The following is a 23,517-nucleotide window of genomic DNA, read 5'->3' as shown; positions in this document are numbered from 1 at the left end:
CGTTAGGCCCTCGCTAAGCTGCCCGGGTGGCCGAACCTGTCATGTCGCCGACTCTTGACCTCAAAACGCAGGCTTTCCGGTTCCTCGTCACCGGCGGACTGGCCGCGATCGTGGACTTCGGCCTGTACGTCACCCTCCTTCGGCTGTTCGCCACGGTCTGGCACGTCGACGAGGACATCCGGGTCAACGTCGCCAAGACCATCAGCTTCATCGCCGGAACCACCACGGCCTACCTGATCAACCGGCGCTGGACCTTCCAGGCGCCGCCCAGCAGGGCCCGGTTCATCGCAGTCTGCGTTCTCTACGCACTCACGTACGCGGTGCAGGTGGGCATCAACTTCGTGTTCTACATGCAGTTCGAGAACCAGCCCTGGCGAGTGCCGGTGGCCTTCGTCATCGCCCAGGGCACCGCGACGGTGATCAACTTCATCGTGCAACGTGCGGTGATCTTCAAACTGCGCTGAGGTTGGCATCGCCTCCGCGAAAGTGACGCCGGGGCTGTTCTGCGCACCGATCTGACAACCATCACGTCACACTCGGCGTTCAGTCCGGCCGGTCCGTGACTACTGCCGGGTACGCTTCTCTGCGATGTCGACTACTGACTTGCCGACCACTCCCAAGCGCCTGACAGGCTGGGGCCGGACCGCACCGACCGTGGCACAGGTGCTCTCTACCAGCGATCCCGAGGTCATTGTCAAGGCCGTGACCAGGGCCGCCGAGGAGAAGGGCCGGGGCGTGATCGCCCGCGGCCTGGGCCGTTCGTACGGCGACAACGCGCAGAACGGTGGCGGGCTCGTCATCGACATGTCCGCGCTGAACCAGATCCACTCGATCGACGCCGGTTCCCGGCTGGTCGACGTGGACGGCGGGGTGAACCTCGACCAATTGATGCGCGCCGCACTGCCCCACGGTCTGTGGGTTCCGGTGCTGCCGGGTACCCGGCAGGTCACCATCGGCGGCGCCATCGGCTGTGACATCCACGGCAAGAATCACCACAGCGCAGGCAGCTTCGGCAACCACGTGCGCTCGATCGATCTGCTGACCGCGAGTGGCGAGATCCGCAAGCTCACCCCGGACGGCCCCGAAGCCGAGCTGTTCTGGGCGACGGTCGGCGGTAACGGCCTGACCGGCATCGTCCTGCGGGCCACGATCGAGATGACCCCCACGGAGACCGCGTATTTCATCGCCGACGGCGATGTGACCCACGGCCTCGACGAGACCATCGAGTTCCACAGCGACGGCACCGAGGACAACTACACCTACTCGTCGGCCTGGTTCGATGCGATGAGCGCCCCGCCCAAGCTGGGCCGCGCCGTGATCTCCCGCGGCTCGCTGGCGAAACTCGACCAACTGCCTGCCAACCTGCAGCGCGATCCGCTGAAATTCGATGCGCCGCAGTACTTCACTGCGCCGGACATCTTCCCCAACGGCCTGGGCAACAAGCTCATCTTCGGTGCGATGACCGAGGCGTGGTACCGGTTGGGCAAGACCTACCGGGGTAAGGCGCAGAACCTGACGCAGTTCTACCACCCGCTGGACATGGTCGGTGAATGGAACCGCGCGTACGGTTCGAGCGGATTCACCCAGTATCAGTTCGTGGTGCCCACCGAGGCCGTCGACGAGTTCAAGCGCATCATGATCGACATCCAGCGGTCCGGGCACTACTCGTTCCTCAATGTGTTCAAGCTGTTCGGCCCGGGCAACCAGGCGCCTCTGAGCTTCCCGATCCCTGGGTGGAACGTCTGCGTCGACTTCCAGATCAAGGCAGGCCTCAGTGAGTTCCTCACCGAACTCGACCGCCGCGTAATGGAATTCGGCGGCCGGCTCTACACCGCCAAGGACTCACGGACCACGGCCAAGACGTTCCACGCCATGTACCCGCGCATCGAAGAGTGGCTGGCGGTGCGACGCAAGGTCGATCCCGACGGCTTGTTCGTCTCGGACATGGCACGCCGGCTGGAGCTCGTCTAGCTCCTCACCGTTCACCTCGGATTGGCGAGAATTTTATTCTTGACTAATTCCAGAAAACGGGCCAGACTCGGTCCCGTGGCGACAACCGCGGACTTCCAGCAGATGCTGAGAAGTGCCGACATGCGTGTGACCCGCCCCCGAGTGGCGGTGCTGCATGCAGTCCATGCACATCCGCACGCCGATACGGAAACGATCATCCGGTCGGTGCGTGAAGACCTGCCCGAGGTCTCCCACCAGGCCGTGTATGACTCGTTGCATGCGCTGACCGCAGCAGCCCTGGTACGGCGCATCCAACCATCCGGTTCGGTCGCCCGATACGAATCACGTATCGGCGACAACCACCACCACGTCGTGTGCCGATCGTGTGGCGCAATCGCCGACGTGGACTGCGCGGCCGGGTCTGCCCCATGCCTGACCGCGTCACATGACCACGGTTTCGAGATCGATGAAGCCGAGGTCATCTATTGGGGTACTTGCCCCGAATGTTCCACTGCCCCAACTAGATAACCCTTAACCCGCCAGCCCCGGAAAGGATTTGTCATGGCCGACGCCGAAACTCACCCCCCGATTGGTGAAGCACAGACGGAACCCGCCGAAAGCGGCTGTCCGATGGTCATCAAGCCCCCCGTCGAGGGCGGCAGCAACCGCGACTGGTGGCCCAACGCGGTCAATCTGAAGATCCTTCAGAAGAATCCCCCCGCCATCGACCCGTCGGACGAGGGCTACGACTACCGCGAGGCCGTCAAGTCTCTCGATGTCGAGGCCTTCCAGCGCGACTTCGATGAGCTGCTGACCAATTCGCAGGACTGGTGGCCCGCCGACTTCGGTCACTACGGCCCCCTGTTCGTCCGGATGTCCTGGCACGCCGCGGGCACCTACCGCGTCGAGGACGGCCGCGGTGGCGGCGGACGCGGCATGCAGCGCTTCGCCCCGCTGAACAGCTGGCCCGACAACGTCAGCCTGGACAAGGCCCGCCGCCTGCTGTGGCCGCTGAAGAAGAAGTACGGCAAGCAGATCTCGTGGTCCGACCTGATCGTCTACGCCGGCAACCGGGCGATGGAGCACATGGGCTTCAAGACCGCGGGCTTCGCCTTCGGCCGCCCGGACTTCTGGGAGCCCGAGGAGGACATCTACTGGGGCGCCGAGCACGAGTGGCTGGGGTCGCAGGAACGCTACGCCGGCGCCGACGGTGACCGCACCAAGCTGGAGAACCCGCTGGGCGCCAGCCACATGGGTCTGATCTACGTCAACCCCGAAGGGCCCGAAGGCAATCCGGATTACCTGGCCGCCGCCATCGACATCCGCGAGACGTTCGGCCGCATGGCGATGAACGACATCGAGACCGCGGCGCTGATCGTCGGTGGCCACACCTTCGGCAAGACCCACGGTGCCACCGACATCGAGAACGGTGTCGAGCCCGAGGCTGCACCGCTGGAGCAGATGGGCCTGGGCTGGGCCAATCCCGGCCTCGGCAACGACACCGTCAGCAGCGGCATCGAGGTCACCTGGACGCACACCCCCACCAAGTGGGACAACAGCTTCCTGGAGATCCTCTACAGCAACGAGTGGGAGCTGACCAAGAGCCCCGCGGGCGCCAACCAGTGGAAGCCCAAGGACGGCGGCTGGGCCAACTCGGTGCCGATGGCGCAGGGCACCGGCAAGACCCACCCGTCGATGCTGACCACCGACCTGTCGATGCGGTTCGACCCGATCTACGGCGAGATCACCCGCCGCTGGCTGGATCACCCCGAGGAGCTGGCCGAGGAGTACGCCAAGGCCTGGTTCAAGCTGATCCACCGCGACATGGGTCCGGTGACCCGCTACCTCGGTCCGCTGGTGCCCAAGCAGACCTGGCTCTGGCAGGACATCATTCCGGCCGGTAAGCAGCTGTCCGATGCCGACGTCGCCACTCTCAAGGCGGCGATCGCGGATTCGGGTCTGACCACCCAGCAGCTGGTCGACACCGCGTGGAAGGCGGCGGCCTCGTACCGCTCCAGCGACATGCGTGGCGGCGCGAACGGCGGCCGGATCCGGCTGCAGCCGCAGCTGGGCTGGGAGGTCAACGAGACCGAGGAGCTGGCCCCGGTGATCGCCAAGCTCGAGGAGATCCAGCAGGCGTCTGACACCGGGGTGTCGTTCGCCGATCTGGTGGTTCTCGGCGGTGTCGTCGGCCTCGAAAAGGCAATCAAGGACGCCGGTTTCGACGTCGCGGTGCCGTTCACCTCGGGTCGCGGCGATGCCACCCAGGAGCAGACGGACGTCGACTCGTTCGCCTACCTGGAGCCCAAGGGCGATGGCTTCCGCAACTTCGTGGCCAAGGGTGACAGCCTGCCTGCCGAGTACCGCCTGATCGACCGGGCCAACCTGCTCGGCCTGTCGGGTCCGGAGCTGACAGTGCTGATCGGCGGCCTGCGCGTGCTGGGCGCCAACCACGGTGGCTCGGATGTCGGTGTCCTGACGGACAAGAAGGGTCAGCTGACCAACGACTACTTCGTCAACCTCACCGACATGGGCATCAAGTGGGCACCGGCTCCGGCCGATGACGGCACCTACGTCGGCACCGACCGCGCCAGCGGCTCGCCGAAGTGGACCGCCAGCCGGGTCGACCTGCTGTTCGGCTCGAACTCGCAGCTGCGGGCGCTCGCCGAGGTCTACGCCGAGGACGATTCCAAGGAGAAGTTCGTCAAGGACTTCGTCGCTGCCTGGAACAAGGTGATGAACGCCGACCGGTTCGACGTCTGATCTGATCAGTAACTCAACACCCCGCGGGCTCCGGCTCGCGGGGTGTTGTTGTCTCACTGGCCTTTTGCCCGCATCGCCCGATAGGCCGCCTTACCGAACGTCTCGGCCACCAACTCGGCATCGCCATCGTCGGCGAGCATCTTCCGGACCGCCGCCTCACAGATCGCCAGGAACACCTCGACCAGCATGGGCAGCGTGACATCGACGTCGGCGACCTGCCACCGTTGCAGCAGTGGGCGCATCGCCGTGGCGAGCTGCCCCCGGATCCGCTCCCGGCCGGCAACGATCGCCGCGGTCAGCACCGGATCCGGATCGGCCGCGAAGATGATGCGCCACGAGGCCGGGCGCTCACGGACCGTGCTGTGCAGTGCGTGGAACCCATCGACAAACAGTTGCTCGATGGATCCGGTGCGCTCGGGTGGCAACAGTTCGAGCAGGCTCGCAAGCACCGCATCGGTTTCCCGGTCCAGCAGTGCCGCAAGCACTTCCCCGCGGCCGGGGTAGCAGGCGTAGACCACCGGCCGGGTGACGCCCAGACATCGCGCGATCGTCCCCATCGTCACGTCGGCCAGACCCTGGTGCGCGGCGATGTCCAACGCGGTGTCGAGCACCTGCGGCCGGCGGCGGTCCGGGCCCAGGTGTTCAGCGCGGCCCCGGCTGGCCAGTGCGGCATCTTCCATGTCAACCGATGGTGCCAAGGATCGGCTGTGATTCCACGATTCCCTCGTCACTCGGCGCGCGGCCCTCGCCGAACACCCGGACGGCCTGCCTGTCGCGAAGCGCGAAGTGGGCCTGGCTCGGTGCGTCGTAACCGAAGCGGCGTTGGGCCTCTCGCGGCGTCGTCGTCACGGGATCCTTCGGCGGGACGGACAGCAGTACCCGGGCACCGATGGGCAGGGTCGCCGGCGAGAGCAGTCGCAGCAGGATCAGCTCGAGCCGGGTACTCATCGCGATCACCCGGAACCCGATCCGCAGCGGCAGCACGGCCAGCGCGTCGAGAACTCGGGAAGTGCTGAGCCCGGCCATTTCCCGCATCCAGCGCGGCATCGTCGCCAGGGTGCCGCGGCGCAGGAAGGCGGTGATGACCGTGGTGCCGGGGCGCAGCAGCAGCGGCATCCTGGGCAACATCACCTCGGCACCGAGCAGGTGATGCATGGCCTGGCGGGCGATGTCCGAGCCGATCAGCTGGGGCCGCATCTGCTCGAAGTACTCGCGGATGCCATCGCGGGTCAGGGGAACGTCGGAGGGATCGCAGGTCTGCAGTTCGGCGGCGATCGCGCATTCCCGCCAGTACTGCAACTCCTCCTCGGGCGACAGCGGGCCGGGGCCGTACTTCTCGTAGGCCACCAGGATGGAATGCCAGGCGGTCAGGTGGATCCACAACTGCGAACCGGGATCGTTGGCGTCATACGTCTTTCCGGTGACGGGGTCGGTGCCGATGGCCTTGGAGTGGATCTTGACCAGGACGTCGGCGGCCTTCGTCGTGGATCGACTGTCGTCGAACGCCACCATCGCGAAGTACCGCAGGGTCCGGTCATAGCGGGTGCGGGGCCGCGCGTAGATCTCATGGGTCTTGTCGACCGCCGCGACCAGGGCTGGGTCGAGTTCCTCGATGACGACGGCTCGCTGGAACCCGATGGACAGCGAGGTGGGATAACTCCACACCTTCCAGGTCACCGAATCGGGACCGAAGAATCCGTAGTCCTCGCCCGGTTCTGTGTCGGGCAGTGTCAGCCAGTCACGGATCGTCATGATCTCCCCCATTTCCTACACGGTGTAGAAAAAAGCTACGACGTGTAGGAAATGCGGTCAAGACCCTGCGCCCGAATTTTCCGACGGAGATCGACCCGGCTCAGAGGTCAGAGCGCGGTGACGGCCTTGAGCTCGGCGAACGCCGCGTCGATCAGATCAGCCAGATCGGCACCGTCGGAGGCCGAGATCCATTGCGCGAAGGCCACTTTGAATACCGCGATGCCGGCCTGCGCGGCAAGGCTCGCAGCGGGCTCGGCAACGCCACGGGCGCGCAGGGCCTCGGCAGTGGCGGCAGCCAGCGCGGCGAGCTTGGCGAGCTCGCGCTCCTGTAAGCCCGGGTTGGCGTCGATGACAGCCTGCCGCCGGCGGGCGTGGTCCCGCCGTTCGACGAAGATCGCCGTCACCGCCGCGAGCCCCGCCCTGACCATGTCCAGCGCGGAGGCCGACTCCGGCGCGTCCGCGATCGCACCCACCAGGGTGTCGCCCAGCAGGTGCTCACCCCAGAACAGCACCTCGCGCTTGTCGGCGAAATGACGGAAGTAGGTGCGCTCGGTAAGCCCGGCCCGCTCTGCGATCTCGGCGACGGCGGTCTGCTCGAAGCCCTGCTCCCCGAAGAGCTCGAGCGCAGCCCCTTCCAGCCGGCCACGGGCATTGGGTTCCCATCGTGCCATCCCGAGATTCTATGTGATGACAGTTGCTGACATCATGCGTATCGTCGGCGATGACAGCAACTGACATCACTGCGGAGGTTCCCATGCGGATATTCGTCACCGGCGCATCCGGCTTCATCGGCTCGGCCGTCGTACCCGAGCTCATCGGGGCCGGGCATCAGGTCCTCGGCCTGGCCCGCTCCGACGCGTCGGCAGCAGCGCTGCGAACCGCCGGGGCCGAAGTCCACCGCGGCGACCTCGACGACCTGGACAGCCTCCGGTCAGGCGCACAGGACGCCGACGGCGTCATCCACCTGGCCTTCGTGCACGACTTCAACGAGTTCGCCGCCGCGAGCGAGATCGACCGCCGCGCGATCGAGACACTCGGCGAGACACTCACCGGGTCGGACCGCCCACTGGTCGTGGCGTCCGGCACCACCGGCATCCGGTTTGGGGAGGTCTCCACCGAGGACGACGCGGCGACGCCCGGGTTACCGCGGGTCTCCGAGGCGACGGCATTGGCGTTCGCCGACCGCGGCGTGCGCTCGTCGGTGGTGCGGCTGCCACCCTCGGTACACGGGCCGGGCGATCACGGATTCGTCCCGCAGCTCATCGAGATCGCCCGGGCACGCGGTGAATCGGGCTACCCCGGTGACGGCTCCAACCGCTGGCCGGCCGTGCACCGGCTCGACGCTGCGCGACTGTTCCGGCTGGCCGTCGAATCGGCGCCCGCCGGCTCGCGACTTCACGCGGTCGCCGAGGAGGGCATGCCGGTCCGCGACATCGCCGGCGTCATCGGCAGGCAACTGCAACTGCCCGTCACGGGCATCGCCCCGGACGCCGCGACGGAGCACTTCGGATGGATCGGCACGATCTTCTCGCTCGATGTCCCCGCATCGAGCGTGCACACCAGGGACCGGTTCGGTTGGACGCCGACCGAGATCGGACTGCTCGCCGACCTCGCGCTCGGCCACTACTTCTGAGCCCCCATGGCCTGGCCTGGACGTTCGACCTCGCGGGACGGGACGCACGGTACCCTCGTCACGATGTCCCACGAGGCTTGGAGCTGCGCTAGATGGTGTTCGACGCCGTAGGTAACCCCCAGACGATTCTGCTGCTCGGCGGCACTTCAGAGATCGGGCTGGCGATCTGTGAGCGCTATCTGCGCGACGCGTCGGCCCGCATCGTGTTGGCCGCCCTGCCCGGTGATCCGGGCCGCGACGACGCGGTCGCCCAGCTGCGCAAAGCGGGCGCCAGCGCGGTCGAGGTCATCGACTTCGACGCCGTAGACACCGCCAGTCACCCCGACGTGATCGACAAGGCGTTCGCCTCGGGTGACGTTGATGTCGCGATCGTCGCGTTCGGTCTGCTCGGTGATGCCGAGGAGTTGTGGCAGAACCAGCGCAAGGCCGTGCAGATCGCCGAGATCAACTACACCGCAGCCGTTTCGGTCGGTGTCCTGGTCGGCGAGAAGATGCGGGCCCAGGGCTACGGCCAGATCATCGCGATGAGCTCGGCCGCCGGCGAGCGGGTGCGTCGCTCCAACTTCGTCTACGGCTCCACCAAAGCCGGGCTCGACGGGTTCTACCTCGGCCTCGGCGAGGCGCTGCGGGAATACGGCCCGCGGGTGCTGGTGATCCGGCCCGGGCAGGTCCGCACCCGGATGAGCGCCCACGTCAAGGAAGCCCCGCTGACCGTCGACAAGGAATACGTCGCCGAACTGGCCGTCACCGCGTCGGCCAAGGGCAAGGAGCTGGTCTGGGCGCCGGGCGCGTTCCGCTACGTGATGATGGTTTTGCGGCACATCCCGCGCTCCATCTTCCGCAAGCTCCCCATCTAATGTCGGCCGGAGTGGCCGGTCCGGCCAGGGTGGCCGGACACATGGTGATCGCCCTGATGCTCGCCTCGGCGGTGGCCGGGGTGTCGATCGCGGCGATCGCCCAGGTCCAATGGCCGGCCTACAACACGTCCAACCAACTGCACGCACTCACCACGGTGGGCCAGGTCGGCGCGCTGGCCGGAATCTTCGCCGCCGGCCTGATCTGGCGGCGCGGCCGGCGCACCTTGGCCCGACTGGTCGGCCTGATCTTCCTGTCGGCGTTCTCGGTGGTCACCCTGGCGATGCCGCTGGGCGCCACCAAGCTGTACCTGTTCGGGGTCTCGGTCGACCAGCAGTTCCGCACCGAATACCTGACCCGGCTGGCCGATACTCCCGGCCTGCACGACATGACCTACTTCGGGCTGCCGCCCTACTACCCGGCCGGCTGGTTCTGGATGGGCGGACGCATCGCCGCGGCCACCGACACCCCGGCCTGGGAGATGTTCAAGCCGTGGTCGATCGTTTCGATCACCATCGCCGTCGCCCTGGCATTCGTGTTGTGGGCAGCCATGATTCGCTTCGAATACGCGCTCATCGTCACCACCGCGAGCAGCGCGGCGACGCTGGCCTACTCCTCGACCGAGCCCTACGCCGCGATCATCACCGTGCTGCTGCCGCCGGTGTTCGTGCTGGCCTGGTCGGGGCTCCGGGGTAAGACCCGCAACGGGGGCTGGGCCGCCGTCATCGGCGTCGGGATCTTCCTCGGCTTCGCCGCCCTCTTCTACACGCTGCTGCTGGCCTACTGCGCGTTCACTCTGGCCCTGATGGCGTTGGTGCTGGCCGTCGCCCGCCGCAGCATCGACCCATTGCTGCGCCTCACGGTTGTCGCCGTGATCTCCGGAGCCATCGCCCTGCTCACCTGGGCCCCGTACCTACTGGCGTCGCTGCGCGGAACCCCCGCCGAGAAGGGCACCGCCCAGCACTACCTGCCCGACGCCGGCGCCCAGCTGACATTCCCCATGCTGAGCTTCACCTTGCTCGGCGCGCTGTGCATGCTCGGCACATTGTGGCTGGTGGTCCGCGCCCGCAGTTCGACCCGGGCCGGAGCCCTGGCCATCGCGGTGCTCGCCGTCTACGCCTGGTCGCTGCTGTCGATGCTGACCACCCTGGCCGGCACCACCCTGCTGTCCTTCCGGCTTCAGCCCGCTCTGACCGTCCTGCTCACCACCGCAGGAGCATTCGGGTTCATCGAAGCGACGCAAGCCATCTCCAGGCGGTATCAGCCGGAAACCGCGCGGCGGGTGGTCGCCGCAGCCACTGCCGTCGGCGCGATCGGCGCCGTCACCTTCAGCCAGGACATCCCCGATGTGCTGCGCCCCGACATCAACGTGGCCTACACCGACACCGACGGCACCGGACTGCGGGCCGACCGCCGGGCACCGGGAGCCGAACGGTACTACCGCGAGATCGACGCCAAGATCGCCGAGGTCACCGGGGTGCCGCGCAACCAGACCGTGGTGCTGACCGCCGACTACAGCTTCCTGTCGTTCTACCCCTACTACGGGTTCCAGGGCCTGACGTCGCACTACGCGAACCCGCTGGCCGAATTCGACAAGCGCGCCAAGGCCATCGAGGGCTGGGCCACGATGGGCAACGCCGACCAGTTCGTGAAGGCGCTCGACGAGATGCCGTGGAAGGCGCCCACCGTGTTCCTCATGCGCCACGGCGCGAACGACACCTACACGCTGCGCCTGGCCTCCGACGTCTACCCCAATCAGCCGAACGTGCGCCGCTACCACGTGGCGCTCGACGCGGCCCTGTTCAAAGATCCACGTTTCGAGGTGACCGACATCGGCCCATTTGTCCTGGCGATCAGAAAGCCAACCCCCGATGGCCATTAGTTCCGGCGCAGATACGCCGATAGCATCAGAGCCCGTGACGGGACCGCAGGGAACCGCCGGCAGCAATCACCGGACGGTGCGGCTCATCGCGATCGTCGCCGGTTTGCTCGGCGTATTGATGGCGGTGGCAACACCGCTGCTTCCGGTCAAGCAGACCACCGCCCAGTTGAACTGGCCGCAGAACGGCACCTGGCAGAGCATCAACGCGCCGCTGATCGGGTATGTCGCCACCGACCTGACCATCACCGTGCCGTGCCAGGCCGCCGCCGGACTGGCCGGACCGGAGAATCGCGGCCGCACCGTCCTTCTGTCCACCGTGCCCAAGCAGGCCCCGAAGGCAATCGACCGCGGGTTGTTGATCGAGCGGGTCAACAACGACCTGCTGGTCATCGTGCGCAACACCCCAGTGGTCAGCGCGCCGCTGGCCGCGGTGCTCAGCCCGGCCTGCCAGTCGCTGACGTTCACCGCGCACGCCGACAAGGTGACGGGTGAATTCGTCGGGCTGACACAGGGCGACGCCAGCGAAACCGCCGACGACCCGACCGCACCTCTGCGTGGTGAGCGCGGCGGCTACGACTTCCGTCCGCAGATCGTCGGCGTCTTCACCGACCTGTCCGGGCCGGCGCCCGAGGGCCTGAAGTTCTCGGCCACCATCGACTCGCGCTACAGCAGCGCCCCGACGCTGCTCAAGATGCTGGCGATGATCATCGGGGTGGCGATGACCGTCATCGCGCTGGGCGCCCTGCACCGTCTCGACACCGCCGACGGCGTCCGGCACCGGCGCTTCCTCCCGCCCCGCTGGTGGTCGATGACGCCGCTTGACGGACTGGTCACCGCGGTCCTCGTGTGGTGGCACTTCGTCGGAGCGAACACATCGGACGACGGCTACATCCTGACCATGGCCCGGGTGTCCGAACACGCCGGCTACATGGCCAACTACTACCGCTGGTTCGGCACTCCCGAGGCCCCGTTCGGCTGGTACTACGACCTGCTGGCGTTGTGGGCCCACGTCTCCACCAACAGCGTCTGGATGCGGCTGCCCACGCTCGTGATGGCACTCGCCTGCTGGTGGGTGATCAGCCGCGAGGTGCTCCCCCGCCTGGGCCGTGCCGTCAAGACCAACCGCGCCGCGGCCTGGACCGCCGCAGGCATGTTCCTGGCGTTCTGGCTGCCGCTCAACAACGGCCTGCGCCCCGAACCGATCATCGCCCTCGGCATCCTGCTGACCTGGTGTTCGGTGGAGCGCGGGGTGGCCACCAACCGCATGTTGCCGGTGGCGATCGCGATCATCATCGGCGCGCTGACACTGTTCTCCGGGCCCACCGGCATCGCTGCCGTCGGCGCCCTGCTGGTCGCCGTGGGACCGCTGAAAACGATTGTGGCCCGGCATACCTCACGCTTTGGGCACCTGCCGCTGCTGGCCCCCATCCTGGCCGCCTGCACCGTGACGATCATCTTGATCTTCCGCGACCAGACCCTGGCCGGCGAGCTGCAGGCCAGCACCTTCAAATCCGCCGTCGGCCCCAGCCTGGCGTGGTTCGACGAGCACATCCGCTACTCGCGGTTGTTCACCTCGAGCCCGGACGGTTCGGTGGCGCGGCGCTTCGCGGTGCTGACGCTGCTGGTGGCGCTGGCCGTGTCGGTGGCGATGACGCTGCGCAAGGGCCGCATCCCCGGCACCGCCGCCGGTCCGAGCCGACGCATCATCGGCATCACGATCATCTCGTTCCTCGCGATGATGTTCACCCCGACCAAGTGGACCCACCACTTCGGCGTGTTCGCCGGGCTGGCCGGATCGCTCGGCGCGCTGGCCGCAGTCGCGGTGACCGCCGCAGCGATGAAGTCCCGGCGCAACCGGTCGATGTTCGCCGCACTCGTGCTGTTCGTGATGGCGCTGTCGTTCGCGACCGTCAACGGCTGGTGGTACGTATCCAACTTCGGAGTGCCGTGGTCGAACTCATTCCCCGAGTGGCACTTCGGATTCACCACGATGCTGCTGGGCCTGTCGGTGCTGGCCCTTCTGCTGGCGGCCTGGTTCCACTTCACCGACCGCGACCAGTCCCCGGACGAGCCGCAGCGCCGCTGGCAACGGATCGTGCAATCGCCGCTGGCGATCGCCGCCTGGGTGCTGGTGATGTTCGAGGTGGTCTCGCTGACCCTGGCGATGACCGAGCAGTACCCGGCCTGGTCGGTCGGGCGCTCCAACCTCGAGGCGCTCACCGGCAAGACCTGCGGACTGGCCAACGACGTAATGGTCGAGGAGAACGCGAACACCGGCCTGCTGGCACCGATCAGCGAGCCGCCGGGGCAGGCGCTCGGCGCGGTCACCGCGCAGGGATTCGGTCCCAACGGCATCCCTTCGGACGTCTCGGCCGACCCGGTGATGGAACAGCCCGGTGCGGGCAACTTTGCCGACACCGACTCGGGCACCGTGACGGGCAGCGAGGTCGGCACCGAAGGCGGGACCACCGCCGCGGCCGGGGTCAACGGATCCCGGGCCCGGTTGCCCTACGGACTCGACCCCGCCACCACCCCGGTGCTCGGAAGCTGGCGGGCCGGCACCCAGCAGCCTGCGATCATGCGCTCGGCCTGGTACCGGCTTCCCGACCGGGACAAGGCCGGACCGCTGCTGGTCGTCTCGGCCGCGGGCCGCTTCGATCCGGGTGAGGTCGTGGTGCAGTGGGCCACCGATGCCCAGGCCGCCGAGAACAAGCCCGGCGGCGGTGTCGGATTCGCCGACGTGGGCGCCGCGCCGGCCTGGCGCAATCTGCGCGCCCCGATGGCGGCGATCCCACACGAGGCCACCCAGATCCGCCTGGTCGCCTCCGACGACGACCTGGCCCCGCAACACTGGATCGCGGTGACCCCGCCGCGGATCCCGGAACTGCGCAGCCTGCAGGACGTGGTCGGCTCAGAGGACCCGGTGCTGCTCGACTGGCTGGTGGGTCTGGCATTCCCGTGCCAGCGCCCGTTCGGTCATCAGTACGGCGTCACCGAGGTGCCCAAGTGGCGGATCCTGCCGGACCGCTTCGGTGCCGAGGCCAACTCGCCGGTGATGGACTACCTGGGCGGCGGCCCGTTGGGCATCTCCGAACTGCTGCTGCGGCCGTCGAGCGTGCCGACGTATCTCAAGGACGACTGGTTCCGGGACTGGGGCTCGCTGCAACGGCTCACCCCCTGGTACCCGGACGCCACAACGGCCCGCCTGGACCTGGGCACCGCGATCCGCAGTGGATTGTGGAGCCCGGCGCCGCTGAGGCACAGCTAGGACGAGCGCGGCAGGGGCCAGATGTCGGGCACTACGCGGCGGATCGCAGTCACCACACCGAACAGTGATCCGCCGCGCAGGCACCGTCTCGATGAGGCTGCTTGATTAGAAGTTCGCACACACTCTCACCAAAAGGGCGACGGAGAACCGGGCCTCACATACGGGTCGCATAACATCGAGCCTCGTGCCTTCCGATGAGCCAACCGACCGTGTTGTGGGCATCGCACGCCTGATCGCCATCGTCGCGGGCATCGCGGGTGTGGTGCTGTGCGCGCTGGTGCCGCTGCTGCCCGTCAAACAGACCACCGCGACCATCCAGTGGCCGCAGGGCACCGATGCCGCAGGCAACGTCACCTCGGTGACGGCCCCGCTGGTGTCGGGTGCCCCGCAGTCCCTCGACGTGTCCATCCCGTGCTCGGCGATCGCGACACTGCCCGCCGAGGGCGGCCTGGTGTTCTCGACGATCCCCTCGGGCGGCATCGACGCCAGCCGAAACGGCCTGTTCGTGCGAGCCAACCCCGAGACCGTGGTGGTGGCGTTCCGCGACTCGGTGGCCGCCGTCGCGCCCCGGGCCGCCATCAACGCAGGCGGCTGCAGCGCGCTGCACCTGTGGGCGAACCTCGGCGGCGTGGGCGCGGACTTCGTCGGCATCCCCGGCGCCACCGGCACCGCGGCCGTGGAGAAGAAGCCTCAGGTTGCCGGCCTGTTCACCGACCTGAAGATGGCGCCGCAGCCGGGACTGTCCGCCCGCGTCGACATCGACACCCGCTTCATCACCACGCCGACCGCACTGAAGCTGCTCGTGATGACGCTCGGAGTGGTGTGCGTGGTGGCGTCGATCCTGGCGCTCGCCGTGCTGGACCGCCGGAGCCGCCCCGGCGGCGACATTCAGGCCAGTAGCAGTCGCTTTCGTCGCGCCTGGCGCCGGTTCGTGAAGGTCCCGGTCGCCACCTGGATCGCCGACATCGGCGTCATCGGCGGCCTGCTGGTGTGGCACGTCATCGGCGCCATCTCCTCCGACGACGGCTACAACCTGACCATCGCGCGGGTGTCGGCCGACGCCGGGTACACCGCCAACTATTTCCGCTACTTCGGCACCACCGAGGCCCCGTTCGACTGGTACCAGTCCGTGCTGGGTCACTTCGCGGCGATCAGCACGGCCGGAGTGTGGATGCGGCTGCCCGCCACCCTGGCCGGTATCGGCACCTGGTTGCTGCTGAGTCGCTGGGTGCTCCCCCGGCTCGGCCGCCGCGTCGCGCTCAACCGCGTCACCGTGTGGACCGCCGGCGCGGTGTTCCTGGCCGCCTGGATGCCGTTCAACAACGGCCTGCGCCCCGAACCACTGATCGCCTTCGGCGTGCTCGCGGTGTGGGCGCTGGTCGAGAACACGATCGCCACCCACCGCCTGTGGCCGACCTGCCTGGCAATCATCGTCGCGGCGTTCAGCGTCACGCTGGCCCCGCAGGGCCTCATCGCGCTGGCCCCGCTGCTGGTCGGCGCCCGCACCGTCGTCAGGATCATCAAAGCCCGGCGCATCGCACTGCCCGCACTGGCCACGCTCGCCGGGTCGGCCGCACTGATCTTCGTCGTGGTGTTCCGCGACCAGACCCTGGCCAGCGTCGCCGAATCGGCCCGCATCAAATACACCGTCGGCCCGACCATCTCGTGGTACCAGGAGTTCCTGCGCTACTACTTCCTGACCGTCGAAGATTCTGTCGACAGCTCGTTGACGCGGCGGTTCGCGGTCCTGGCGATGATGCTGTGCCTGTTCGGCATGATCGCCGTCCTGCTGCGCAAGGGCCGGGTGCCCGGGCTGGCCAGCGGACCCGTCTGGCGGCTGATCGGCACCACCGCGATCGGCCTGCTCCTGCTGCACTTCACCCCGACCAAGTGGGCCGTGCAGTTCGGTGCCTTCGCTGGGCTGGCCGCCGCTCTCGGCGCGGTGACGGCGTTCGCCTTCGCCCGGGTCGGCCTGCACAGCCGACGCAACCTCGCCCTGTACGTGACGGCGCTGCTGTTCGTCCTGGCGTGGGCCACCTCCGGCACCAACGGGTGGTTCTACGTCGGCAACTACGGCGTGCCCTGGTTCGACCGCCAGCCCGTGATCGCCGGGTTCCCGGTGACCACCCTCTTCCTGGCCCTGGCCATCATCACCGCGGTACTGGCCGGCTGGTTGCACTTCCGGATCGACTACGCCGGGCACACCGAGGTGGCCGACACCCGACGCAACCGCGTGCTGGCGTCGACACCGCTGCTGGTGGTCGCGACCATCATGGTGGTGCTCGAAGTCGGCTCGATGGCAAAGGGATTCGTCCAGCGCTACCCCGTCTACACCACCGCCAAGGCCAACATCTCGGCGCTGACCTCGGGGTTGTCGTCCAACAGTTGCGCCATGGCCGACGACGTACTCGTCGAGGCCGACACCAACGCGGGCATGCTGCAACCGGTGGAAGGCCAGACCTACGGCGAGTACGGGCCGCTGGGCGGCGAGAACCCAGTTGGGTTCACCCCCAATGGGATCAGCGACACCCTGGAACCGCCGAAGCCCGTGGTCGCCAACCCCGGCACGGTCAACTCGGACGGCTCACCCAACAAGCCCAACGTCGGCATCGCGTACGCCGCAGGCACCGGTGGTGGCTACGGACCCGTCGGCGTCAACGGCTCCCGGGTGTACCTGCCGTTCGGCCTCGACCCGGCCCGGACTCCGGTGATGGGCAGCTACAAGGAGAACACCGTCGCCGCCAAGGCCACCTCGGCCTGGTACCAGCTGCCGCCCCGCACCGCGGACCGCCCCCTCGTGACGGTCGCCGCCGCCGGCGCCATCTGGTACTACGACGAGGAACACGAGTTCCACTACGGGCAGTCGCTGAAACTGCAGTGGGGCGTGCACCGCCCCGACGGCAGCTTCCAGGCGCTCGACGCCGTCCAGCCGATCGACGTGTTCGCCCAATATGCCTGGCGCAACCTGCGTTTCCCGCTGGCGTGGGCACCGCCGGAAGCGAACGTGGCCCGGATCGTCGCCGACGATCCCAACCTCTCCGAAGACCAGTGGTTCGGCTTCACCCCGCCGCGGGTGCCGACCCTGCAGACCGCGCAGCAGTTCCTCGGCGCGCAGACCCCGGTGCTGATGGACATCGCGACCGCCGCGAATTTCCCGTGCCAGCGCCCGTTCTCCGAACATCTCGGTGTCGCCGAGCTGCCGGAGTACCGGATCCTTCCCAACGTCAAGCAAGTGGTGGTGTCGTCGAACATGTGGCAGTCCGCCCAAAAGGGTGGTCCCTTCCTCTTCATCCAGGCGCTGCTGGGCACGTCGACCATTCCGACGTATCTGCGTGACGACTGGTACCGGGACTGGGGCTCGATCGAGAAGTACAACCCCGTGGTACCGGCCGGGCAGGCGCCCGTCGCCACGATCGATCAAGGAACCCAGCGAGTGTTCGGCTTCAGCCGGCCCGGACCGATCCGGGCCCTGCCATGAGCACCACGGTGCGCGAACACAGCGCAGACAAGGGCGTTCAGCTGACCCGCTGGGTCGCGATGATCGCCGGACTCATCGGCTTCCTGTGCGCGGTGGCCACACCGCTACTTCCGGTGGTGCAGACGACTGCAACGCTGAACTGGCCCCAGCAGGGTCAGCTCAGTAACGTCACCGCCCCGCTGATCACCCAGACTCCGGTCACCATGTCGGTGACGGTGCCGTGCGAGGTGATCCGCTCGGTCCCGCCCGAGGGTGCGATGGTGCTCGGCACTGCTCCCAAGGAGGGCAGGCAGGCCGCGCTCAACGCGTTGTTCGTCAACGTCAACGCCAAGCGCGTCGACATCACCGACCGCAACGTGGTGATCGCCAGTGTGGTGCGGGAGAAGGTGAACTCGCCTGCCTGTGAACGCATCGAGATCACCTCGTCGGACGCCGGAACCTTCGCCACGTTCGTCGGTCTCACCGGCACTGACGGCAAGGAACTGCGCACCGGCTTCGCCGACCCCAACCTGCGGCCCCAGATCGTCGGTGTCTTCACCGAGCTGAGCGGAGCTGCACCGCAAGGTCTTTCGTTGTCGGCCACGATCGACACCCGGTTCACCTCCAAACCCACCGCACTGAAGCTGGTGGCGATCCTGCTCGGCATCGCCGCCACCGTGGTGGCGCTGCTGGCGCTGTGGCGCCTCGACCGGCTCGACGGACGGCGGATGCACCACCTGATCCCGTCACGCTGGCGCACCTTCAGCGCCGTCGACGTGGTGGTGGTCGGCGGGTTCCTGAGCTGGCACGTGATCGGCGCGAACTCGTCGGACGACGGCTACATCCTGCAGATGGCGCGGGTGGCCGACCACGCCGGCTACATGTCGAACTACTTCCGCTGGTTCGGCAGTCCCGAGGACCCGTTCGGCTGGTTCTACAACCTGCTGGCCCTGATGACCCATGTCAGCGACGCCAGCATCTGGATGCGGCTGCCCGACCTGATCTGCGCGCTGGTCTGCTGGCTGCTGCTGTCCCGTGAGGTGCTGCCCCGCCTCGGCCCCGCGGTGATCGCCTCCAAGCCCGCGCTGTGGGCCGCGGGCCTGGTACTGATGGCCGCCTGGATGCCGTTCAACAACGGCCTGCGCCCCGAGGGCCAGATCGCCACCGGCGCCCTGATCACCTACGTGCTGATCGAACGGGCCATCATCTCCGGACGGCTCACGCCGGCCGCCATGGCGATCATCTCCGCAGCCTTCACCCTCGGCATCCAGCCGACTGGCCTGATCGCCGTCGCCGCACTGCTCGCCGGTGGTCGTCCGCTGCTGCGCATCCTGGTGCGCCGCCGCCGCGTGCTGGGCGTGTGGCCGCTGGTGCTGCCGCTGCTCGCCGCGGGCACGGTGATCCTGACCGTGGTGTTCGCCGACCAGACGCTGGCAACGGTGCTGGAGGCCACCAGGATTCGCACCGCGATCGGCCCGAGCCAGGAGTGGTACACCGAGAACCTGCGCTACTACTACCTGATCCTGCCCACCGTCGACGGCTCGCTGTCGCGCCGGTTCGGTTTCATCATCACCGCACTGAGCCTGTTCGCCTCGCTGTTCATCATGTTGCGGCGCAAGCGGGTTCCCGGTGTGGCCCGCGGGCCGGTATGGCGACTGATGGGCATCATCTTCGCGACGATGTTCTGCCTGATGTTCACCCCCACCAAGTGGGTGCACCACTTCGGCCTGTTCGCCGCCGTGGGCGCGGCGATGGCAGCGGTGGTCACGGTGCTGGCCGGGCCTGCGGTCCTGCGCTCGGCCCGTAACCGGATGGCCTTCACCGCGGCGGTGCTGTTCGTGCTTGCGCTGTGCTTCGCCACCACCAACGGCTGGTGGTACGTGTCCAGCTACGGCGTGCCGTTCAACAACGACAAGCCGAACATCGGCGGAATCACCGTGAGCGCCATCTTCTTCGCGCTGTTCGCCGTCGCCGCGCTGTGGGCGTACTGGCTGCACCTGAGACCCTCTGCCGAGGGCCGGGTGGCGCGGGCACTGACCACCGCACCGGTGCCGATCGCGGCCGGGTTCATGGTCGTGGTGTTCGTCGGTTCGATGCTCTACGGCGTGGTGCGCCAGGACGGCACCTACTCCAACGCGTCCTCGAACCTGCGGGCCTTCGCCGGCGGCTGCGGCCTTGCCGACGATGTGCTGGTCGAACCCGACACCAACGACGGGTTCCTGACCCCGGCGCCCGGGGACTACGGCCCGCTGGGACCGCTGGGCGGCACGGCACCGACCGGGTTCACCCCGAACGGCGTTCCGGACCACATTGTCGCCGAGGCGATTCGGATCACCGTCCCGATGCCGGGCATCGACGCCGACTGGAATGCGCCCGCCGAGCTGAAGACCCCGGGCATCAACGGCTCGACCGTGCCGCTGCCCTACGGACTTGACCCGGCCCGGGTGCCGCTGGCCGGCAGCTACGTCGAAGGCCCGGCCCAGCAGGAGAGCAAGCTGGCCTCCGCCTGGTACCAGCTGCCCGCTCCCGATGCCGCCCACCCGCTGGTGGTCGTCACCGCGGCCGGAACCATCACCGGCAACAGCATTTTCAACGGCCGAACCGAGGGACAGGCGGTCGAGCTGGAGTACGGAAGGTCCGGGCCCGACGGCGCCGCCGTCCCGGCCGGACGCGTGACGCCCTACGACCTCGGTCCGATCCCGTCCTGGCGCAACCTGCGCTTCGACCGCAGCGAGATCCCGGCGGACGCGACGTTCGTCCGGGTGATCGCCGAGGACAAGTCGCTGTCTCTCGGCGACTGGATCGCGGTCACCCCGCCCCGCGTTCCCGAGGTCAAGACCGTGCAGGAGTACATCGGCTCACAACAGCCCGTGCTGATGGACTGGGCTGTGGGCCTGGCCTTCCCGTGCCAGCAGCCGATGCTGCACGCCAACGGTGTCACCGAGGTGCCGAAGTTCCGCATCACCCCGGATTACAACGCCAAGATGAAGGACACCGACACCTGGGAGGACGGCATCAACGGCGGTCTGCTGGGCATCAGTGACCTGCTGCTGCGCCAGCATGTGATGGCCACCTACCTGAACAAGGACTGGGGCCGCGACTGGGGCTCGCTGCGCAAGTTCGACACCATCGTCGACGCGACACCCGCCGAGGTCGAGCTCGGGACGGCAACACATTCCGGGCTCTACAAGCCGGGCCGGATCCGTATCAAGCCGTAACGTTCCGGCAGAGGCGGCGAGTGGCCAGTTGTGACACGGGTACGACGAAAAACCGTGTCATAACTGGCCACTCGCGCTATGAGGTACCGCGCTCCGCGGCCGTCACCAGCTTGCGGGCCAGCGTCCCGAGCACTACCCGCAGAACCAGCCAGTAGGCCAGTCCGACCACCCGCCAACGGGTCTCGTACCGTCCCCGCCAGGTCACCTCGGTACCGTCGGCCACCTCGTCAAACGTCACCTGCGCCTGATAGTCGCGGATCGGGCCGTCGGTGAGCATGGTGTAGCCATGCCGGCGATCGGGTTCGTGGATGGTGGTCATCTCGCGGGTCGGTTTCCTGCGCGTGCCCACGGCCCTGATCGCCCCGACCCCGCCGTCATCGGCCGGGCCCCGCGTCTCCCATGCCGAATAGGGGATCAGGGGTGCGGCCCACTCGGACCAGCGGGATCCGTCGGACACGATGGCGAACAGGGCGTGCGGCGACGCCGTGGTGCGGCGACGGACAACGCATTCGAAGTGGCGGTACACGGTCGAGACAATAACAGAACAGTGTTCTATTATTGCGGAATGTCAGAATCCGCTCCGCCGTTCACCCGCGCACGCAGCGACGCGCAACGTCAGGACCGGACGTCCCACGTGTTGGCCGCAACGCGGCGATGCCTCGAGGAAACCGGCGCGGCAACACTGACATTGGGTGACGTGGCCGCAGCAGCCGGACTCGCGAAATCGGGCATCCTGCGGTACTTCGGGTCACGCGAGGCACTGCTGCTGCAGGTGATGTACGACGCGCACCTGACCTGGATCGAGGCCCTCGCCGACGAACTCGGCCGGACAACGCCCGCGGCGGCGCTGGCTCGCACCCTGGCAGATCGCCCGGTGCTGTGCGATCTCATCGCGGCCTCGCCCGTGCTCATCAATCGGCTCGGCCCGCAGGACTTCCGCGCCCTGACCGCTCAGGCCGAAGCGGCACAGCAGCGGCTCGGCGCAGCGCTGCAGCAGTCACTTCCGTTGTCCGACGAACAGCTTCGGTCCCTGACCGCCGCCGTCCACGCCTTCACCGGCACCGCCTGGACGTGGGCGACCCCGCATTCGCCCGGGCGCAACACCATGGTCACCGACTTCGAGGCAACCGTGAGCCGGCTGCTGGAGATCTTCATCGCAGGCCTGCGGGCCTAACCGTAGCGAACACGAGTGTCCTGTGGACAACTTGTGGATAGTTTTCGACAGCCCAAGCATCACAGCTTTTCAGGCGGCACATTTTTGAATTACACGCTTGTGAGTAAGGTTGTGCGTCGGCGGCCTGTCGCAAACCCCGACCGGTGTCACTGTGGAAGAGCGGCCAGGGCGACCGCGGCGGCGTTGGCGCCGCATATACCGTGCGCCCCAGGCCCTGGCGGGGTGGCCGCCGAACACAGGTACATGCCGGGGACACCAATTCGGTACGGCTGCAGCGTAGTACGTGGGCCGAACATCAACTGCCGGATGTCCTTGGCGCCCGTACAGATATCCCCGCCGACGTAGTTGGCGTTGTACACCGACATCTCCGTCGTCGACCGCACCGACATCCCGACGATGCGGTCGCGGAACCCGGGGGCGAACCGCTCGAACTGGCCGATGATCGCCTCGGTCGCGTCACCGGTATAGCCATGTGGCACATGGGCATACGAATACACCGGATTGATGTCGCCGACCGAGCGGCTGGGATCGGCCACATACTGCTGCCCGACGAGTACAAACGGTCGCTGCGGCATCCGGCCGGCGTGGATCTCCCGCTCCGTCGCCGCGACCTCGGCGAAGCTTCCACCCAGATGTACGGTGCCGGCATCCTTGACCGCGGGATTCGTCCACGGCACCGGACCCTGGACCGCGAAGTCGACCTTGAATGCACCTGGACCGTAACGGAATCCACCCAGGCCGCGGGCCACCCGCCGTGGCAGTCGGTCCCCCAGGATGTCGACGACGGCCGTCGGCGCAAGGTCGAACATCGTCACCTCGGCCCGTGGGAGCTGCGCTGCCGACGTGATGCGGACACCGGTTTCCACCTTGACGCCGAGGTCCGCGAGCACCGCAGCCAACGCATCGGTGATGGCCTGCGAACCGCCCTGCGCCACCGGCCAGCCGTGCCGGTGCCCGGCCGTGATGATGCCGAGGCCGATGGCGGACGTCAGCGGATAGTGGAGGGGCCGGAAAGTATGTGCCGCAACGCCACCGAACAATGCCCGGGCCGGTTCGGTACGGAAGAGCCGGGCGAATGCCGACGCCGGGAGCACGGTGGGCGCACCGAAACGGGCCAATGCCACCGGATGCCTTGGCACCCGCAACAGCGGCCCCATGATGTCCTCCGACAGGAGGTCGAAGTTCGCCGACGGCCCGCCGAAGGCCCGACGCCAGCGGCGGCCGTCCGACCCGAGAGCCGCTGCAGTGTCCTCGACACTGCGATACAGCAGGCCGGCCTCCCCGTCGTCGAGCGGGTGCGCGCAATCGATCTCAGGCCATTTCCAGTGCAGTCCATGGCGTTCCAGCCCCAGGCCGCTCAGGAACGCCGAGCCGACCGCCATCGGATGGATCGCCGAGCATTGGTCGTGAACCAGGCCCGCGATGTCGCCCTCGCCGGAACGTACCCCACCGCCGATCTCGTCGGCAGCCTCCAGCACGGTGACGTCCAGTCCGGCCTGGGCCAGGGTGATGGCGGCCGCGAGACCGTTGGGCCCGGCGCCGACCACAAGCGCGGTAGTCATGCG

Annotated in this window: 16 protein-coding genes; 11 read left to right on the top strand and 5 right to left on the bottom strand. The window is 67.8% G+C overall.

From position 1 onward, the window contains the following. Positions 1–41: 41 nt before the first annotated feature. From AB0876_RS09370 to katG, 4 genes are all read left to right on the top strand, one after another. Entirely contained in the window at positions 42–464 is a 423-nt protein-coding gene (locus AB0876_RS09370; protein ID WP_491839714.1) for a GtrA family protein, read from the top strand. Positions 465–588: 124 nt separating this feature from the next. After that, entirely contained in the window at positions 589–1,971 is a 1,383-nt protein-coding gene (dprE1, locus tag AB0876_RS09365) for a decaprenylphosphoryl-beta-D-ribose oxidase (RefSeq protein WP_491839680.1), read from the top strand. Between the two features lie 102 nt (positions 1,972–2,073). After that, positions 2,074–2,478, top strand: coding sequence for a Fur family transcriptional regulator (locus AB0876_RS09360; RefSeq protein ID WP_064931554.1), 405 nt, complete (start codon positions 2,074–2,076; stop codon positions 2,476–2,478). Positions 2,479–2,511: 33 nt separating this feature from the next. Then, positions 2,512–4,713: a catalase/peroxidase HPI gene (katG, locus tag AB0876_RS09355; protein ID WP_491839679.1), complete on the top strand. Its 2,202-nt coding sequence runs from the start codon at positions 2,512–2,514 to the stop codon at positions 4,711–4,713. Positions 4,714–4,766: 53 nt separating this feature from the next. On the opposite strand, the gene AB0876_RS09350 is transcribed toward katG, so the two are convergent. From AB0876_RS09350 to AB0876_RS09340, 3 genes are all read right to left on the bottom strand, one after another. Further along, complete coding sequence (locus AB0876_RS09350) at positions 4,767–5,393, bottom strand: TetR/AcrR family transcriptional regulator (RefSeq protein WP_491839678.1); 627 nt, start codon at positions 5,391–5,393, stop codon at positions 4,767–4,769. 1 nt (position 5,394) lies between these two features. Further along, positions 5,395–6,477, bottom strand: coding sequence for an oxygenase MpaB family protein (locus AB0876_RS09345; RefSeq protein ID WP_491839677.1), 1,083 nt, complete (start codon positions 6,475–6,477; stop codon positions 5,395–5,397). 95 nt (positions 6,478–6,572) lie between these two features. Then, positions 6,573–7,136, bottom strand: coding sequence for a TetR/AcrR family transcriptional regulator (locus AB0876_RS09340; protein WP_491839676.1), 564 nt, complete (start codon positions 7,134–7,136; stop codon positions 6,573–6,575). An 83-nt stretch (positions 7,137–7,219) separates the two neighbouring features. Here AB0876_RS09340 and AB0876_RS09335 point away from each other — a divergent pair, with 83 nt between their 5' ends. From AB0876_RS09335 to AB0876_RS09310, 6 genes are all read left to right on the top strand, one after another. Continuing rightward, entirely contained in the window at positions 7,220–8,098 is an 879-nt protein-coding gene (locus AB0876_RS09335; protein WP_491839713.1) for an SDR family oxidoreductase, read from the top strand. Positions 8,099–8,190: 92 nt separating this feature from the next. Next, a complete protein-coding gene (gene dprE2, locus AB0876_RS09330; protein ID WP_064882760.1) occupies positions 8,191–8,955 on the top strand; it encodes a decaprenylphospho-beta-D-erythro-pentofuranosid-2-ulose 2-reductase in 765 nt (254 codons plus the stop codon). Next, the gene (locus AB0876_RS09325; protein WP_491839675.1) at positions 8,955–10,835 is read left to right on the top strand and encodes a galactan 5-O-arabinofuranosyltransferase; all 1,881 of its coding nucleotides are present in this window, start codon (positions 8,955–8,957) and stop codon (positions 10,833–10,835) included. Before dprE2 ends, AB0876_RS09325 begins: the two co-directional genes overlap by 1 nt. Continuing rightward, entirely contained in the window at positions 10,825–14,103 is a 3,279-nt protein-coding gene (locus tag AB0876_RS09320; RefSeq protein ID WP_491839674.1) for an arabinosyltransferase domain-containing protein, read from the top strand. Before AB0876_RS09325 ends, AB0876_RS09320 begins: the two co-directional genes overlap by 11 nt. 184 nt (positions 14,104–14,287) lie before the next feature. Then, entirely contained in the window at positions 14,288–17,581 is a 3,294-nt protein-coding gene (locus AB0876_RS09315; protein ID WP_526041795.1) for an arabinosyltransferase domain-containing protein, read from the top strand. Then, the gene (locus tag AB0876_RS09310) at positions 17,578–20,778 is read left to right on the top strand and encodes an arabinosyltransferase domain-containing protein (RefSeq protein WP_526041794.1); all 3,201 of its coding nucleotides are present in this window, start codon (positions 17,578–17,580) and stop codon (positions 20,776–20,778) included. Before AB0876_RS09315 ends, AB0876_RS09310 begins: the two co-directional genes overlap by 4 nt. 76 nt (positions 20,779–20,854) lie before the next feature. Here the strand turns inward: AB0876_RS09310 and AB0876_RS09305 are convergent, their stop codons facing one another. Continuing rightward, positions 20,855–21,304, bottom strand: a complete 450-nt coding sequence (locus tag AB0876_RS09305; RefSeq protein WP_418021164.1) for an SRPBCC family protein — start codon at positions 21,302–21,304, stop codon at positions 20,855–20,857. A 39-nt stretch (positions 21,305–21,343) separates the two neighbouring features. On the opposite strand from AB0876_RS09305, the gene AB0876_RS09300 reads away from it, so the two are divergent. Next, positions 21,344–21,952 (top strand): TetR/AcrR family transcriptional regulator, encoded by a 609-nt coding sequence (locus AB0876_RS09300; protein WP_491839671.1) that lies wholly within the window; start codon positions 21,344–21,346, stop codon positions 21,950–21,952. Positions 21,953–22,098: 146 nt separating this feature from the next. Here the strand turns inward: AB0876_RS09300 and AB0876_RS09295 are convergent, their stop codons facing one another. Continuing rightward, on the bottom strand, positions 22,099–23,514 hold the full coding sequence (locus AB0876_RS09295) for a phytoene desaturase family protein (protein ID WP_526041793.1): 1,416 nt from the start codon (positions 23,512–23,514) through the stop codon (positions 22,099–22,101). Positions 23,515–23,517 lie beyond the last annotated feature (3 nt).

Origin of the sequence: Mycobacterium sp. NPDC049093 (assembly GCF_040704635.1) — a bacterium.
GTDB lineage: Bacteria > Actinomycetota > Actinomycetes > Mycobacteriales > Mycobacteriaceae > Mycobacterium.
This window is presented reverse-complemented; position numbering and strand designations above follow the sequence as displayed.